This window comes from Halomicrococcus pelagicus (genome assembly GCF_050954125.1).
The window spans coordinates 1-13,778 of record NZ_JBPBWC010000018.1 but is presented as its reverse complement, the minus strand read 5'-3'; the positions used below and the strand labels follow the sequence as shown (position 1 = coordinate 13,778).

Annotated in this window: 10 protein-coding genes and 1 pseudogene; 3 read left to right on the top strand and 8 right to left on the bottom strand. The window is 53.7% G+C overall.

The window, feature by feature from the left end; genetic code table 11:
* The first annotated feature begins 48 nt into the window (after nucleotides 1-48).
* Nucleotides 49-280: pseudogene (locus ACRYA2_RS21680) on the top strand (antitoxin VapB family protein).
* A 147-nt stretch (nucleotides 281-427) separates the two neighbouring features.
* Here the strand turns inward: ACRYA2_RS21680 and ACRYA2_RS21675 are convergent.
* From ACRYA2_RS21675 to ACRYA2_RS21650, 6 genes are all read right to left on the bottom strand, one after another.
* Complete coding sequence (locus ACRYA2_RS21675) at nucleotides 428-1,498, bottom strand: ROK family protein (protein ID WP_433632987.1); 1,071 nt, start codon at nucleotides 1,496-1,498, stop codon at nucleotides 428-430.
* Between the two features lie 928 nt (nucleotides 1,499-2,426).
* The gene (locus tag ACRYA2_RS21670; protein WP_433632985.1) at nucleotides 2,427-3,737 is read right to left on the bottom strand and encodes an RNA-guided endonuclease InsQ/TnpB family protein; all 1,311 of its coding nucleotides are present in this window, start codon (nucleotides 3,735-3,737) and stop codon (nucleotides 2,427-2,429) included.
* 301 nt (nucleotides 3,738-4,038) lie between these two features.
* Entirely contained in the window at nucleotides 4,039-4,413 is a 375-nt protein-coding gene (locus tag ACRYA2_RS21665) for a PIN domain-containing protein (protein WP_433632983.1), read from the bottom strand.
* A complete protein-coding gene (locus ACRYA2_RS21660; RefSeq protein WP_433632981.1) occupies nucleotides 4,410-4,649 on the bottom strand; it encodes an antitoxin VapB family protein in 240 nt (79 codons plus the stop codon). The genes ACRYA2_RS21665 and ACRYA2_RS21660 overlap by 4 nt, the downstream gene beginning before the upstream one ends.
* Nucleotides 4,650-5,207: 558 nt before the next feature.
* Nucleotides 5,208-5,981 carry a TrmB family transcriptional regulator gene (locus tag ACRYA2_RS21655; RefSeq protein WP_433632979.1) on the bottom strand — a complete coding sequence of 258 codons (774 nt, stop codon included), beginning with the start codon at nucleotides 5,979-5,981 and terminating at the stop codon, nucleotides 5,208-5,210.
* Entirely contained in the window at nucleotides 5,974-9,717 is a 3,744-nt protein-coding gene (locus ACRYA2_RS21650) for an MMPL family transporter (RefSeq protein WP_433632977.1), read from the bottom strand. The genes ACRYA2_RS21655 and ACRYA2_RS21650 overlap by 8 nt, the downstream gene beginning before the upstream one ends.
* Nucleotides 9,718-10,877: 1,160 nt before the next feature.
* On the opposite strand from ACRYA2_RS21650, the gene ACRYA2_RS21645 reads away from it, so the two are divergent.
* On the top strand, nucleotides 10,878-11,342 hold the full coding sequence (locus ACRYA2_RS21645) for an ester cyclase (protein ID WP_433632975.1): 465 nt from the start codon (nucleotides 10,878-10,880) through the stop codon (nucleotides 11,340-11,342).
* Between the two features lie 434 nt (nucleotides 11,343-11,776).
* Here the strand turns inward: ACRYA2_RS21645 and ACRYA2_RS21640 are convergent, their stop codons facing one another.
* Complete coding sequence (locus ACRYA2_RS21640) at nucleotides 11,777-12,634, bottom strand: universal stress protein (RefSeq protein ID WP_433632973.1); 858 nt, start codon at nucleotides 12,632-12,634, stop codon at nucleotides 11,777-11,779.
* Between the two features lie 257 nt (nucleotides 12,635-12,891).
* Here ACRYA2_RS21640 and ACRYA2_RS21635 point away from each other — a divergent pair, with 257 nt between their 5' ends.
* The gene (locus ACRYA2_RS21635) at nucleotides 12,892-13,266 is read left to right on the top strand and encodes a CBS domain-containing protein (protein WP_433632971.1); all 375 of its coding nucleotides are present in this window, start codon (nucleotides 12,892-12,894) and stop codon (nucleotides 13,264-13,266) included.
* Between the two features lie 173 nt (nucleotides 13,267-13,439).
* Here the strand turns inward: ACRYA2_RS21635 and ACRYA2_RS21630 are convergent.
* On the bottom strand, nucleotides 13,440-13,778 hold a 339-nt coding region (locus ACRYA2_RS21630), incomplete at its 5' end, for a DUF7344 domain-containing protein (RefSeq protein WP_433632969.1).

Here is a 13,778-nt window from a genome sequence, read left to right as displayed (position 1 = left end):
AGTTGCGCAATGAGACAATCAGATCACCCTACACAGCTGCGTGTTGAGATGGCGACGAAAACAATCTCCCTCGATGAGGAGGCCTGCGAACGCCTTAAGGCTCACAAGCGGGAAGGAGAGGCATTCTCGGAGGTCGGCATGCGGATTGCGGGTGAACGCTTATGGAAGGAGGTGACGAGCACGCTCTCCGACAAAGAAGTCGAGAAACTCGAAGAGGGGACGGGAACACTCTCGTAATCGCCGTGAACGCCTCGATTCGGACTTACATCGTGACGAATGATCAAGGATACTTGACCCCCTCCACGGGCTTTAGTTCGTGGAATCCCGGCAGGGAATTCCCGGGCCTGCTGGCCGTTTCAGGTTTCAAGACACTACCACGGCCTCGAGGCCATGGCATTCGCCATGGTGAGCCGCTGACGAAGCTGTTTCAGTCATTACGCTGCTCCATCACAGGTGCGCTCTGCTTTGCACCAAAGAAAGCCGCTGCCCCACCGTACAGTTCGATGTCCTCACCCAAGCTCGTGAGCTGAACGGTTGGTGGATCAGCAAGAACGTAGTCATCCAAGTGGCGGTGGATTCCGTCCAGAATCCAGTCAGGATTCTGGAGTGCAACCGACCCACCGAGCGTGATGATTCCGGGATTGTACGTATTTGCAATCGCACCGATGCCAGCGGCGTTGTACTGAGCAAGGCGTTCCAATATGGACTGTGCAAATGCGTCACCTGCGTCAGCGGCCGCGAACACATCGGCGGCAGAAAGGTTCTCCGTCGAGCGGAGCGTCGAAGACCGATCGTCTGTAGCGAGACGGTGACGCGTGAACTGTGGGATACCACGCCCAGAGCAGTATGCTTCCCAAGCGCCACGAACACCAGTACTCGATACATCGTCATCGGCGACAATTGGAATGAGACCGACTTCTGCTGCGTACCCTTGTTCACCTCGAATTGGGGAGCCATCGGTGACAACACCGCCTCCGATTCCGGTCCCAAACGTGACGTGGACAACAGTATCGAATTGGTGGCCTGCTCCGAAGACGTCTTCCCCGATAGTGGCTGCAGTGCAGTCGTTTTCGACGGTTGTCGGGAGACCCAAGGCATCTGTCATAGCGAACGCGATCGGAATTTCGTGGATCGTTTCGCCGTCCACTGTATCAAACTCTTTGATAACACCCTGCTCGGAATCAACTAACCCTGTCGTCGAGACGGAAACGTGCCGGATTGTACCAGCGAATTGCGTGCGAAGACGCTCGACAATATCGACGACTTGTGTCGTCAACGCCATCGGTTCAGTACGTTCGGTCTCAACCGCTACGGGTCCCTCACGAGTCGCTGGACCATACCGAATCCGAGTGCTCCCAATATCGATGACCGCGACTGCAGGTGCAGCGCTCACAATACAGCGTTCACTGGGTAGTATTATTATTATGCTACCGATAATGGTTATTGGCGAGTCCGAGAGATTTCTATTAGTCATACGTACTATTTCGACCACCGGCATTGTTCCAAGTCAGCAATTCACGGTATGTCTTCACCCTCTACAGTAGTACAGCGAGAGTGCCTCGGGGTGTGACCCCGAGGGTGAATCGCGGAAGCGTTATCGTCCATTCCATCGTACTGAGGCGGACAGTTGGTCGAGTTACAGACCATGATTCGTCGCACCTGTGCACAGTTGCGACAGACTGTAGCTCTCGCAACACCCACGTCTTCGGCGTGGTGCGACGGACGCCATCGGGCCGTGGTGGCGCGGCCGATCCTCACGGACACACCGTGTGTTCGGGTGTGACTTCCAGACAATCCAGTACGAGAAGTCCGAGAGGAATTCAATTCAATTCAATTCGCCTGCGGCCAGACGGCCCGTTTCTGGGCCGACCGCCAAAACGGCGACGCCACGGGGACACGCCCCGTGGTACTTCACGGCTACTCAAATAGGACCTGCCATCCTCTCGTCCGTGCTGGCGTTGACGGCCTGCCACGTTCTTTCGGTGCGTGTATCAAGGCCGCCTCCTCCGACGGATTTGCGAATCCCACCGGTCCTATAGCTCCCAAACACGACTAATGGCACTTTCCAACCATTCCTGATCTGAAAGAAAACCCATTATTTTTGCCTTGTGAGTCGCTAGCTAGTAGCGGAGGAGAGATTATCGATGACGAAGAAACCACCATTCCCAGAAAGCCACCGTGACGGCGACAGAAGTGCGCCGAATCTAGACGAAATTATCGGGCGCATCCTCAAGAACCCAGCACGTGCTTCACGGGACTAGCGGCGTCCACGGCCCGCTATTTCTTCCGCAGGACTCACCGGTCGTAATCGGTATCCTCGACAAATCGGCAAGGATACTGGCCGACAGAGCTGGCCCAGCATCGAGCATCAGCTCCCATTGACATCCTCCTCCGCCTTCAGGCGGAGGAATCCCGAGGTTAGGAGATTAGGGTTTGGAGCCTACCACTTGTTCCTGCGGTTGGAATCCGCAGGACAAGTCGTGAAGGTAGACTCCGGGCTGTGCCAACCAGCCGGTACTCCTATCCCTGGACAACTGCCCGGAGGACTCGGAGTTACTTTCGTTCAGGTCAAGACGGATGTTCTCCGCCCCATTCACGTCCGCGTTGAACGCCGCATCGCACTCCGCGCAGACGTACAGACCGCGTTCGACACGCTGATTGTCGTCCTCCTTACCGCAGACACAACACGTCTTGCTCGTGTCTCGTTCGGACACTTCCACAACCTCGATACCCTTGACTTTCGCCTTGTATTGGAGGATGTTGGTGAAACGGTCGAATGCCCATCCATGCAGGTCAAGGTTTCCGTGTTTGCCCCAGTTCTTCGACTTGCCGTCCTTGTCCTCGCGGACTCCCTCCAAGTCCCCGACGTTGATACGGCCAACACCCTTCTCAACCCACCGTTGGACGATGTGCTTCGCTAACGAGTGGAAGAAGTGTGTGCGTCGTTCGCTCCACTTGTGGTGGAGGCGAGTGGCCCGTTCACCGCTGTCATCGCAGTTGGCGATTTCTTTCGGGAAGTAGTAGCCGTCCTGTTTGAGTCGGTTGCCGGGATACAGGTCGGCGTCTTCGGTGCTGTAGGCGACGGCGGCGAAGTTGCTGATGCCGAGGTCGATGCCTGCTGTCTCGTTGCCGGGTGCGGTGGGCGTCTCGATCTCGTCTTTGCAGACGAGATGCAGTTCCCACCGCCCCTTCTGCTGGTCGTAGACGGCGCGAGCCTGTTGCAGATTCTCAACCTCGATACCGGGACGTGTCTCGTACTCGACAAGGATGTATTCCCACGCTTTCGGGTGTTCCTTGTGGTTTGCTCCCTTGGAGAGTCTGACGCGGTTGTTTTTGGTGTCGTGGTGGATACCGTTTTGCTTCCACGTCACGGTGGAACGCGGGTGTTCTTCGTGGACGCGGCGGCCTTCTGAGTCGTAGTAGTTTTCTTTGCGGTAGCCGGGCGAATTGTCCCGATTATCGTCTGAGGAGTACCACGAATTGAAGGCTTCAGCGAGTTCCTCCAGAACCCGCTGACTGGACTGCGAGTGCAGTCCCTTGTACTTGGAATAGATCTTCAACTCGTCTTTCAATTCCTCATGGTCGGGAATCTCGCCCGTCTCCTCCCAGACTTGCCGGGAATGATAGTTGGCGACATTCCACAGCTTACTGGCACTCCACCCGTGCCTGTCGAGCGAGTCCGCTACCTGTGAATGGTTGCGGATTTTCGCCCGATGGGTGCGGTGGACTTCCAGCATTTTGAACGTCTGTGTAACCACTTATCCTCGCTTCTCTTGTAAATATCCGGATTGAGAGGCGGTGGAATATCCGGCCTTGCTATCGACGGTGGACTGTGGAATGGGTTGTCGGATTCATCCCGCGCCTCAAGGCGCAGGTATTCTCCTTGCTTTTTATAACACGCCACGCATCCACATCGCCACCGCAACCGCCACGTGATGCCGCTCCCCTGCAGTCGCCTGTACGGCACAGATAGAGAGTCCACGGTCCGGGGTTCAGGCGTTTGTCCCCCTCACTCGGTAACAGCAGGCGTCAACTGGTTCAATACGTTTCAATACTGACGCCATCAATTTGCTCAAAATCCGCGACGTTCGCAGTTAGCACCGGCTCATCGAAGTGTACTGCGGTTGCACCGATCGAGGCATCACCGTAATCAAGGCCTGTCTGGCCGGCGATCCAGCCAGCTTTTTGAGCGATAGTCTCGTCTAAGGGGAGAATTGGATGGCCGAGAATAGCGTTTTCAACATGGCGCGCTTCTTCCTCATTCTCAGTCGCTCCATACCCGACAAACAACTCCACGATCGTCATCGTCGGCACCTTCAACGAGATGTTTGCTTCGGTAAGCTGCTGGCCCTTCTCGAACGCTGATTGATCTCCGTCTAAAAGGTCAAGAATATAGGACGTATCGACGATCATTCGGTCTGGGCTCGGTCACGGAGTTCGTCAACCTGCCCACGAGTCTCTTCCTTCGTTTCATCGATCGCCTCTCGCATGTTCTCGACATCCTCCTCGTTGCCCGCCCCGTAGAGATCAAGCAGTGAGCCACCACCAACTAGGCGCTCAATTGCTTCCGAGAACGTTTCATCCTCGCGTTTTTTCGATCGGATCAGCTCATAGACGTCATCCTCGATCCGAACAGTTTTTGTCCCCATGTATACAGCGTATACAGCCGAAAGCCTCAATCTTCTGCTGCTCGCAAAACCGAACGACGCTCGCCACCTCACCAGCTACGTACTCTATCTTCTTGAGGCGAGAGAATCCCGCCGTTCACGGCGGGCGTGAATCGCCGCACGATGGATTTACGTGGTCGGTGGGCGTACTGGGTGCTGACCGACGCAAAACAACCAAGATACTCCTGAGTCAGCAGGGCAGAACCACGACCCCACTGCCGGATAGGGATAACGGCGGCGTGGCCCCGCCAGCACCCCGTCGGTGTGCAAATGTAAGTTCCCAACTCAGCGGGCTTCGGCTTGTGGGAAGCCCCGTCGTTTACAACGGGGAGGAGGTCACTAGCACTGCCATCCTATTCGTCATTGGAAGTTGCACTTGTTAGTATATTCTACTAACTACTGGTCAGATCGGACTCCTCTTTGGGCGTCTCGTTGCTCGACGCCAGTCATATAATTAAAATTATATTAATATCCAGGGTGGTAGTGCCATCTCGCCACTGAAATATGACAGAGAGATTTCATATTGATTATTATAGGAGATCAGAAAGAATTGGAGAGTCTACTTTTGAGTAAGCCAATAAAGACACTAGCAAACCCGGTTCCATCACTCCAGATTGCCACTTCGTGATGGACATCGGAGTTATCTTCGGGTTCAAGCACGCTTAGCAGGACAATATCTGAATCCACAATAAGGACCCGTCCGCTTCGCTCTGCTTCATCTAAATCAGAGGGAAGAGCAGCGACAGAGATACCATCCATATCTTCAAATATACCACAAACGTCCGGGTTAGCGCTTGTGATCGTGACATCGACGCCTGCTTCATTCGCTTCCTGGAGTGATTCTCGCAGTGCGTTATCGATCAGCCAGGGATCACGAGCGCCAAAGATCAGGCGGTTCTCTGCATCAGTGACCAGCTGAACCATCCGATTAGTGATCGTTTCTTGGCCCTCAATTCTCCACACATCTTCCTGTGTTTCAGTTTCACGAATCGATTCCTGTTGGAGTTCATTGAGGGCTTCAAATGCCCGATCTTGTTCTCGCTCAAGTTGCGTCTGAAGAATAGACCGGGCTTCAGCAAGTCCAACAGCACGGAACTGTTTCGGCTTCGCTTGCTGAATATCTACGAGTCCTCGTTTTTCCAGGCTTTCAGCCGTTCCATACACCTGTGACCGAGGAACATCACTTACCTCTCCGATCTCGCTTGCCGTTCCTTTTCCAATCCGCTGCAGCGCGCTAAAAACCTGTGCCTCATACTTAGAGAGGCCGAGCTGCTGGAGCGCGGCCACCGCATCGGATTCAGTCTCTTTAGTCATCGGTCGTACTCACGTCATCCATTGTCGACTGCGCTTCCGATCCCGTTTTCACTTCACCGCCAGGTCCAAGATAGCGTGTCCAGAGTACGAGGAGGCTCGGCAGGACGAATACACTCGCCAGGAACGAATAGATAATCGTGAGCCCTGTAATGATACCGAATTGCTTCAATGGCGGAAGAATAGCGAACACAAGCACACCAAATCCGCCGACAGTAGTTGCAGCACTCCCAAGGAGTGCCCCACCAGTACCGGTGACACTCTTCCGCATCGCTTCCCAGATCGTCCCTTGCGCCTGCAGTTCGTGGATATACCGCTCACTCAAGTGAATACTGTAGGCAATGCCCAGCCCAACAGTCAGACTTGTAATAAGCCCAGTGATCACGTTGAACGGAATTCCAAGCACAAACATCGTTCCAAGAATCCACGTCACACTGAACGCTACTGGCAGCATGGTAACGAACCCAAGTGTCGCACTTCCGTGAAGGAAGTAGTAGACAACCATCAAGAAAACAAAGGTCGCTCCAAGCGTGATAAGAAGACTCTGAATGACAGAGTTGAGCAGCTGATCTTGGACAATCTTGAAGATAATCGACTGCCCGGTCGCAACTGCAGTGAGATCACTCTTTTGCTCAACCGTATCAGCAACGGACCGCATCTGAGTGGTGATCGCGCCGTCGCTCGCACTTCCTTTTACAGAGACCGTCATATGAATCGCCCTGTATTCACCGTCTTCCGTCCGATGAATCACACCCTTTGCTTCTTCCGGAGCAACAGTGAACAGTTTCTCATAGACTGCTTCGAGATTCTGATCCGGGACATTGTCGCCATTCGTATCTGCCTGCTCGAACGTCTGTTTGAACGACGCATTCTCACTTGCAACCGACTGCATCACCGACAGCGGACTCTGAATATCCGCCTCACCACTCGAGAGAACAACCGTCGAATCCTTCTTTGCTGCTACTTGCTCTGCTCTCTCGACAGTCTCCAATGTCTGTGGGTCAGTGATATCGCCGCGGATCAGCAACTCCGCGTTCGAGTCTTGTCGGAGGAAGTTATTATTCAGATACGTCATCGAAGCCTTCACAGAATAATCTCCCGGCGCAAACGGCTCCGGAAGGTCCTCCCAGACACCGGACGGATCATCTGCAAGGAAGTCTTCTTGCGAGAAACTCGTATCAACCTGCGTTGCACCCACTCCACCCAGCAGAGTAAGCACCACAGCAATCACTAACACCACTCGCGGTGCCTTCCGCGCCGCCGTTGCACCACCTGCAAGAAGCGAGCCAAGCCGGCCACCACCAGTTCCGAAGGCACGCTTCTGACGATCCCAGCCGCGACCTTCCAGGAATCCGTCTAGCTCCGTTTTCAGCGCTGGAATCAAGATACCGAAAATGAGCAACGCCGCCGTGATTCCGACAGAACTTACGATGCCGAACTGCCGAATCGGCGGAACATCACTGACAAGATTCGAAAGGAACCCGATGACGGCAGTGACAGTCACAAGAATAAGCGCAATACCAAGACTCGAGAGCGTGACTTTCATCGACTCCGTGACGCCTTCAGTGCGCTGTCGCTCCTCACGATGACGCATGAAGACATGGATAGCATAGTCAATTGATAGCCCGATCAACAGAACGGGGACAGCGATAAAGATCTGGTTGAAGTTGATACCTGCCCAGCCCATAAAGCCAAACGTCCAGATCAGGACGAGCACGATACCAAACAGCCCCAAAACGATGTCTAAGAGATCTCGGTACGCGAAGATCAAGACACCAAGAACAAAGATAATTGCAAGCGGTCCCACAATGAGAACACTATCCGTCATCGACCGTTGGGTTTCGTCGGCGACGATCCCACTCCCGAAGACAAGGGCCCTCGAATTCTCGCCATTGAACTGCTCATTAGCAATCGTCTGCATGGCGAGTTGAGAGTTAACGAGCCGGTCGCTAGCCGACCCCTGTGGACCCCCGCCGCCACCGCTACCACTCGTCCGTTGCGAGATAAGAATCATCGTCGCGTTCGCGTCAGTGCTCCCTGCTTCGTAACTCGTCGGCATGAACGCGAACGCACCAGCCCCACCCTCTCCACTACCGGAGCCACCGACACTAGCATTCTCCCCAAGCACAGTGCTAGTGGCGTTGTCGATCTCCGTCTGATTATGCGAATCTAGAATCTCAACCTGCTCTGCTAACGTAAGATCCGACTCGTTTCGAAGCGCCTGCTGTCTCTCCTTTAATTTCTCTCCATCCGCTTTCAGCTCTTGTTGCGCTTCTTTGAACGCGTCAAACTGCTGTTGAAGCTTCTGCCCTCGCTCTTGCAGCTGCTCCGACCGATTCTGCAACTCTGTCTGTGCAGCCTGGAGGTCTGCTTTGTCTTCTTGAAGCTGCTGGGAATCATTCTGCAGCTCTTCGCTCCGTTCTTTAAGCCGCTGTGACCGCTTTTCGAGAGCTGCTTGAGCTTCCTGCAGCTCCTGTCGATCCTCTCGAAGCTCCTGGAAGGCTTGCTCTAGCTCTTGACCCCGTTGTTCTAGTTCCGCCGACTTGTTCTCCAATTGCGCTCGCTCTGCTCTGAGCTGCTGGGCTCGTTCCGTGAGCTGCTCGGATTGCTGTTCGAGCTCTGCTTGATCTGCTTTGAGCTCCGCTGCACGCTCTTGCAGCTGTTGTGCATCCTGGGCTAGTTCCTTCCGATCCTGCTTGAGCCTCGTTGAGTTGTTTGTGAGCTGCGCTCGTGCATTCTCTAACTGGGCCTGCTCCCCACGAAGCACGGCGAGACGCTGTATGTACTGAAAATCACTCAGCGACCCATTCTCGCGCGCCTCTTCAACTGTGGCCCGCCGCTGTTCCAGCTTTTCAGCGCGCGCCGCAAGCTCCTGTTTCGTTTCATTCAGCTCCGCTGCACGCTCTTGCAGCTCAGCCCGCCGTTGTGCAAGCTCTGCCCTGCTCTGATTGAGTTCTTGGGCTCGCTGCTCCAGTTGTTGCGCGCGTTGCTCAAGTTCCGCTCGACTTTCGTTAAGTGCCTGCCCGCGCTCTTGCAGGTCCTGAGCCCGTTTTTGAAGCGTTGCTTTGCTCTCGTTCAGCTCTTGCGATCGCTGCTGTAACTGTTGACTGCGTTCCTTGAGTTCCTGTGCACGCTGCTCGAGCTCTGCACTTCGTTGCTGGAGCTCTTGTCTACTTTGATTGAGCTCGTTTGACCGCTGTTGGAGCTTTTCTCCTCGTGCTTTGATTTCTTGCCCTCGTTCTTTGAGCTGCTCGCTGCGCTGTTGGAGCTCCTTCTTACTTTCATTCAACTCCTGGGACCGGTTTTGAAGCGTTTGCCCCCATTCGGTTAGATTCTCGCGCCGTTGCTGGAGATTTTTCCCTCGGGCTTTGAGGTCGTCCGCCTTGTCTAATCGGTAGAGAGTCGTCGCAAGAATATTTGCAACGCCGATTGTTGGCGATTCGTTTGCGAGTGTCCTATTAACAGATTTATTATTTCTTAGCTCTTGCTGTAGTTTAATTTGGTTCTTCAGTGACTGCTTAGAAAGAACATTATCACCGCGGACAATCACTTGAGCGCTTGTTGTATTATTTGACCCTGTTGAGAAATTCTCTCGAATATATTCTTGGGCCTGGGCTGCATCACTAGTATCACTCTGGAACGAGTCTAGCGACGATGATTGCCCAACCATCGACGCACCTGATCCAAGGACGGCTGAAAAGATCAGGAGCGCTGCAATCAGCACCCGACTATGCTTCATGATTCCCTCACCAAGCCTATCCGATAATGACACTCTCGAGCCACCTCCTGTCGTATCTTGACTCTGTCTGTAGCATCATACTCACAATCCTGTTGTTAGAAGCCTACACACAGAATACGTATATACTTTGTTCATCACCATTCACCAATCACCAGCGATAATCTCGAGAACAAAACTGCGCTATAACGTTAGTGAGTATCCTGTCCCTCTAGCACCCCATGAGTTTGTACTGCTACCACTGGTAGCGTGAGAGAATTAAGCCTCGTTCATTCATCCAATCTCACTACCCGACCAGAAGCACTTCCTATACACTCCAGAGGGAGGACACTATTTCGCCCGGCTCTACAGCCGTGCGAGCCGATCATCAACGGGAACTATCAGTTCCCCGAGCCCCAGTGGATTACTTGCCAGTTTCGCGCTCCTCTTGTGGCATTACGAGAAGCAGTATTTCCCAGCAGTCTAACTGTGGATTAAACCTGCTGTTCAGTACGCGGTCATCGTCCTGAATGGAAATCGGCTGGTGAGGCTGCGGGCATTGTAGCCACGTGAGCGTCGGCTTCGTGATGTCAATATCAGTGATCCTCTGGTGCCCTCGCCGCTGTTGGTTGTTCGTCTCCGGGGCTGACTTTGGCCGTGATTGTCGTCGATACATATTCCCTCCGCCCTCAGATCGGGTACGACAGTCCGTGATAAGAGTATGGTGGCAACAGGGATTTGCAGCGATTCCGATCGGAATCGATAAGCGCCTGATGCAAGCAATTCTCTGGGTCGGACGTATCGTCAGCCAACATCAGGTCATTGCCGGCCTACACAACGACGAGAGGAGGCGTCTTGATTGTTCATTGTCAGGATTCATCTACAGGTCTGTGAAGACCCCCGGAATGTGACAAAACGGTGAAGCCTCGGGGCTTGTCCCCGAGGTACTTCACAGAAGAGGTAGCCGCTATTCGTAGCACGCGAGGTTGGGAAGTTTCGTCGAAACAGTTGCAATCACGATAGTAAGGCTAGGTGGTTTGCTTGTGATGACCGAACAGGTAACATAACAGTGCCGACACGTTGTCGGCGGTAAGACGGAGTTGCACTGGGCAAACTGGCTCATTACTATCGAGTAGCGCGTCTTCCATGTAGCACCCGTCACAGCACGGGGACGGAGAACCATTATGACAACAGCCGAAACCAACGAGAGCGTTTACAGGCGAATCAACGAAGAGATCTGGGAGAAGCGGAACTTCGACGCCGTTGACGATCTTATCGCTGAGGATTACGTCCTCCACGACCCATCGATGCCAGACGATGCTGAGTGGTCAGGCGGCCGGGAAGGCTATCGAGAGATGGTTGAGATGGGCACCGACGTCTTCGAGGACGCAACAATCGATATCCAGCAGACCATTTCGGCGGACGACTACGTCATCGGACGTTGGTCGATGACGGGCACCCATGTCGGCGAGATGGGGAACGTACAACCCTCGAACGAGGAGGTGACGATGACAGGAATTGAGATCAGTCGATTTGAGGACGGCAAGCTTGCCGAATCATGGCAGGAGATCAACATGCTTGACATGCTCACGCAGGCCGGCGAACTCCCGGAGGATCTCTTCGCCCCGGAGATGTCGGCCGACGACTGACCAATAGCAGTCATCGACACCAACAACCAGAAACGAACGGAGCAAGCCCCACCGAAGGTATTTTCTCGAATTATAGCGGTAGCGAGTCGAAAGCCGACTCGTTTACTGTAATTTCGCCGTTACTACAGTATGGAGCAGTCGTCCGAGAGTGCAAATCGGGTGGGGAGTGCTGTTGGGTACTGCGTGAGAGAAAAGGAGACGGGAGCTGTGAGCGACGAGACACATGATGTGGCCTCCTAAGTAGCTCGGCGTCCGCCGGCAGCACAAGCGGCAGCACAAACTGCTGACTGCATCGGTTGCTCTATTGGGAACAGGAGCTTAGCGCCTGCATTTCAGCTCCTCCAGATAAATTCATGAAATTCAACGGCGGAGCTGCCGCCGTGGACCACTCAAGTGAAACTGCCCTTACTGCCTGAGATAGTAACACGGCCGTCTCACCCCATATTGCGTGCTGTCAGTACCGGAATCGCTGTCCGGCTTAGCACTGCCTCAGCGACACTTCCTAACACAAACAGCTCCCAGCCCGAGCGGCCATGCGTCCCCAGAACAATCAGGTCGGCATCCTGCTCGTCTGCATACGTCAGTATTCGGTCGGCTGGTCTCCCCCAGAGAATGTGACTCGTCGCGTGGATGCCGGCCGCCGAAAGCTGTTCCATCGCGTCCTCACAGATCCGCCGGCCAGTTTCTTCCAGACTATCGATAAATGACTCGGACTGGATTTTATCGATGTCGATCACAGAGACAATCTGCACCGATGCATCATATTTCTCGGCGAGGATTGCACACTCACCAATTGCGCGCTGCGACCCTGGGGTGCCGTCGGTCGCAAGAATGATCTTTTTGTAGTCGGTCGATGGCACTGTTTCTGATGTCCGAACTGTTAGCACAGGCTCTTCAGCCAATCGAACGACTTTCTTCGCCGTACTTCCTATTACGCGTGACTTGGCGCTCGTTCCAGCAGTTCCCAAAGTGATGAGATCGATACCGTGGGTGGTAGTGTACTCACTGATAACTTGGAACGGAAGTCCAGTCTCAATCGCCGTAACCACTTCAAGGCTATACTCACGCGCCCGGTTAGCAATGTCCTCAGTCGCTTTGATTCCGTCCTTTCTTAAAGACTTCTTGATCGAGCGATTCCATTCATCATCATCCACATATTCTAAATATGGCATTTCAATAGTATAGAGAACATGGATAGTTGCTCCAAACTTACGCGCAAGCTCGATTCCATGTTCAATCACCGGATTTGACGTATCCCTTCCATCCGTTGGAAGAAGAATTGTATCGTACATCGAACTCCCCCAAGTAGAGATTGGGCATGCTACTGCTTCAATCATTCTGGGAATCTTCCCCAATTACTGGACAATTTGTGACCGTATTCGCTTGCTATAGTACATTGTTTTCAATATGGCTCGGTAAACTGTAAAATTATGTCCACACGGCCGTTTACGGTAGGCCAAAACATCATTAAGTTTCTATATTTATTCCGCGCCCAAAGACACAGGAATTCTCCTTGTTCTTTATAATGACTGAATGCATGGACGGGGGTATGAGCTCTGATGACAGAACAACCGTCGAAGACGTAATGTCAACGCCGCTGAAGACGATTTCAAAAGACGCGACACTCATGGAAGCCGCCCAGCGGATGCGCGACGAAGACATCAGTGCGCTGGTCGTTCCGCACACGCCCCGAGCAATCATCAGCAGTACAGACGTGATTGAAGTCGTCGCCGACGGACACGAGACCTCAGAACTACAGGTTGCCGACGTCATGACAACCGGCGTCGAGACCGCCACATCAGACCTCTACATGGAGGAAGTCGCCGCCATGATGACCACTTATGGAATCAAACACCTCCCCGTCGTCGACGACGACTACGTCGGCATGATCTCTTCGACCGACGTCACCGCCCACCTCTCATGACCAAAAAATAGGCCATCTGTACCCACCCGAGTGGGAAGCTTGATGCCTACGTTATTCGAAATCCGGTGGCCGGATTCCATGAGCCGCGTTGTACGGATGTGTATTGGTCGTCGTCTTCGTTTCCTCGATGGAACGATCTCGTGCTGGACGAGAATGGAGAGCGGTGATCGACACTATAGTTCTATTGGCGCTTCGAGTGTGGGGTCGGCATCGAAGATCGGAGACAGGGTTGGCTGCACCTGGTCGAGTTGCTCGGTTGGTTCTACGAGCTGTCGTTCTGGATCATAGTTGATGAGTCCTGCCGAGGCCAACTTTGGGAGGTGGACGTGATGAAGCGAGCGGCGAACCTCTGTTATCACGTCCTCAGACGCCTCTGCAATTGGCGTCTGATGATTGTACGTGAGAATGGTCTTTATGAGGTCAGTCAGCGTCAATGACCGCTGTTCTTCTGTGAGCAACGCAAGCACGATTCGACGATGCTGGTTTCGACACAGACTGAGGACCGAATCAAA

Bases quoted from the DNA above. Each gene is read 5' to 3' on its own strand.
- ACRYA2_RS21670 (WP_433632985.1), bottom strand. From the start codon at position 3,737: ATGCTGGAAGTCCACCGCACCCATCGGGCGAAAATCCGCAACCATTCA.
- ACRYA2_RS21650 (WP_433632977.1), bottom strand. From the start codon at position 9,717: ATGAAGCATAGTCGGGTGCTGATTGCAGCGCTCCTGATCTTTTCAGCC.
- ACRYA2_RS21655 (WP_433632979.1), bottom strand. From the start codon at position 5,981: ATGACTAAAGAGACTGAATCCGATGCGGTGGCCGCGCTCCAGCAGCTC.
- ACRYA2_RS21635 (WP_433632971.1), top strand. From the start codon at position 12,892: ATGAGCTCTGATGACAGAACAACCGTCGAAGACGTAATGTCAACGCCG.
- ACRYA2_RS21640 (WP_433632973.1), bottom strand. From the start codon at position 12,634: ATGTACGATACAATTCTTCTTCCAACGGATGGAAGGGATACGTCAAAT.
- ACRYA2_RS21675 (WP_433632987.1), bottom strand. From the start codon at position 1,498: ATGCCGGTGGTCGAAATAGTACGTATGACTAATAGAAATCTCTCGGAC.
- ACRYA2_RS21665 (WP_433632983.1), bottom strand. From the start codon at position 4,413: ATGATCGTCGATACGTCCTATATTCTTGACCTTTTAGACGGAGATCAA.
- ACRYA2_RS21660 (WP_433632981.1), bottom strand. From the start codon at position 4,649: ATGGGGACAAAAACTGTTCGGATCGAGGATGACGTCTATGAGCTGATC.
- ACRYA2_RS21645 (WP_433632975.1), top strand. From the start codon at position 10,878: ATGACAACAGCCGAAACCAACGAGAGCGTTTACAGGCGAATCAACGAA.